The organism is Planomonospora algeriensis, assembly GCF_977012225.1.
The window spans coordinates 1-2,283 of the sequence record NZ_CDRNDK010000711.1 but is presented as its reverse complement, the minus strand read 5'-3'; the positions used below and the strand labels follow the sequence as shown (position 1 = coordinate 2,283).

At 77.2% G+C, this 2,283-nt stretch carries 2 protein-coding genes and 1 pseudogene; all 3 read right to left on the bottom strand.

Features of this window, described 5'->3' with window-relative positions; all coding sequences use genetic code 11:
• On the bottom strand, positions 1-842 hold an 842-nt coding region (locus tag ACWJ6R_RS34875; RefSeq protein ID WP_449066293.1), incomplete at its 3' end, for a precorrin-2 C(20)-methyltransferase.
• A 5-nt stretch (positions 843-847) separates the two neighbouring features.
• Complete coding sequence (locus tag ACWJ6R_RS34870) at positions 848-1,528, bottom strand: precorrin-8X methylmutase (protein ID WP_449066292.1); 681 nt, start codon at positions 1,526-1,528, stop codon at positions 848-850.
• A pseudogene (locus tag ACWJ6R_RS34865) lies at positions 1,471-2,283 on the bottom strand (hypothetical protein); the annotation flags it as partial. The pseudogene ACWJ6R_RS34865 and the gene ACWJ6R_RS34870, both read right to left, overlap by 58 nt.

Sequence of the window (2,283 nt, the reverse complement as noted above, 5' to 3'; positions counted from 1 at the left end):
GCGCCCGTGCCCTCCGCCGCACGGGCCGGATCCGCGGCGGCGACCGGTCCGGCGTTCGCCGGGCTGGGGATCAGGGCCAGGGAGAAGTACGGCACGCTGCCCGGGTCGACCTCCGCCAGCGGGGCCAGGCGCTGCCCGCCGGTGGTGGCGCGCTCCACGTACCAGGCCTCCTCCAGACGGCCCGCCTTCTCCAGCGCGTCGCGGACCTTGGTGAACGTCCGGCCCAGCTTGAGCACCGCGGCGGAGTCGGCGGTCGCGAGCCGCTCGGCCAGCACCTCGGCGGGCAGCGTCCCGGGCAGCACCGTCAGCGTCTCGTCGCGCTCCACCAGCGGCCGGCCGAGGACCGCCGCCGCCCCGCTCACCGAGGTGACGCCCGGGACGACCTCGGTGGTGTAGCGGTGAGCCAGACGCTTGTGCATGTGCATGTAGGAGCCGTAGAAGAGCGGGTCGCCCTCGCACAGCACCACCACGTCGCGCCCCGCGTCCAGGTGCGCGGCCAGCCGGAGCGCGCACGCGGCGTAGAAGTCGTCGATCGCCCCTTGGTAGCCGCCCGGATGGTCGGTCGTCTCCGTGGTGAGCGGGTAGATGAGGGCCTCCTCGATCTGGCCCTCCCGCAGGTACGGCGCGGCGACCGAGCGGGCGATGCTCCGGCCGTGCCGGGCGCTGTGGTAGGCGATCACGTCCGCCGCGCCGAGCAGGCGGGCGGCCTTGACGGTCACCAGCTCCGGGTCACCCGGCCCCAGCCCCACCCCCCAGAGCCGTCCCGCGGCGGGCCCGTCGTGCCCGGTGCGCCCGTGGTGCCCCGCGGCCGCGCCGGTCGGGTCAGTCGGGTCGTCGGTCATGGCGCTCACTCCTCCTCGCTGGCGATGGCGTTGACGGCGGCGGCGGCCATCGCGCTGCCGCCTCTGCGGCCGTGCACGACCAGGTACGGCAGGCCCGCCGGGTGTCCGGCGAGGGCCTGCTTGGACTCGGCGGCGCCGATGAAGCCGACGGGGACCCCGAGCACGGCCGCGGGCCGCCCCGCGCCCTCCTCGACCATCTCCAGCAGCCGGAACAGCGCGGTGGGCGCGTTGCCCACCGCGACCACGGAGCCCTCCAGCCGGTCGCGCCAGAGCTCCAGCGCGGCGGCGCTGCGGGTGGTGCCCAGGCGTTCGGCGAGCTCCGGCACCCGGGGGTCGCCGAGGGTGCAGACGACGTCGTTGCCGGCCGGGAGGCGGCGGCGGGTCACCCCGGAGGCGACCATCATCGCGTCGCACAGCACCGGGGCCCCGGCCTGCAGCGCGGCCCGGGCCGAGGCCACGACGCCGGGGGACCAGCCGAGATCGGCGACCAGGTCGACCATGCCGCAGGCGTGGATCATGCGGACCGCCACCCGCGCGACGTCCTCGGGCAATCCGCCCAGCTCGGCCTCGGCACGGATGGTGGCGAAGGAACGGCGGTAGATCTCCGCGCCGTCGCGGACGTAGTCGATCACGTTTCCCCTCCGGCGGCCGCCACCGCGGCCGCGGTCTGTCCGATGTCCGCGCATCTGGCGGCCGCCACCGCGGCCGCGGTCCGTCTGATGTCCGTACAGGTCAGGCTCTGCCCGCCCGTGTCCACCCGGTAGCCGTCGCCGGTCGCGACGACGTCCACGACCCGCCCGGCCGGACGGCCGCAGCGGCGCTCGCAGCCCGCCCAGTGCACGGGGAGCGTACCGGTGCGAGGCGATCTCATCGAACGCGAGGCGGGGTCCGCTGCTCCGAGACCGATGACGGCGGCCGCGTCGGCCTGGACGTCGGCGAGGGACTTGGCGCAGCCCGGCCGTCCGGTGCAGGCGCTCACGCCGGTCCACGGCGAGCCCGGGTCCGTGACCAGCCCGGCGTCCGCCAGCCGGGCGGCCGCCTCCGTCGCCTCCGCGCGGGTCAGACCGGGCACGACCGCTCCCCGCCACGGGGTGAGCCGTACCTCGGCGGCCAGTGCGGCCAGCAGCTCCGCCTGCGCCGAGGTCAGCCGCCCCAGCGGTACCGCGACGCCGAGGGCCACCCGGTCGCGGGGGTTCCCGTCCCCATCCCCGTCCCCATCCCCGTCCCCGTTCCCGTGCCGGCGGACCGACTCGATGACGCCCACCGGCGCGTGCGCGACCGGGTGTGGCACCACCGGCTCGCCGGGTCCGGTGCCCGCCCCGGTGTCCGCCGGGGCAGGCAGCACCGCGGTGCCCGCGGGGGTCTCCACCGGGGCGACCGCGGAAGCGCCCGCCGGGGTGACGGCCGCGCCGGTCATCTCGGCGCGGACGCGGGCCGCGAC

Coding starts and splice junctions, on each gene's coding strand:
- ACWJ6R_RS34870 (WP_449066292.1), bottom strand. CDS start 1,528: ATGCGCGGACATCGGACAGACCGCGGCCGCGGTGGCGGCCGCCGGAGG.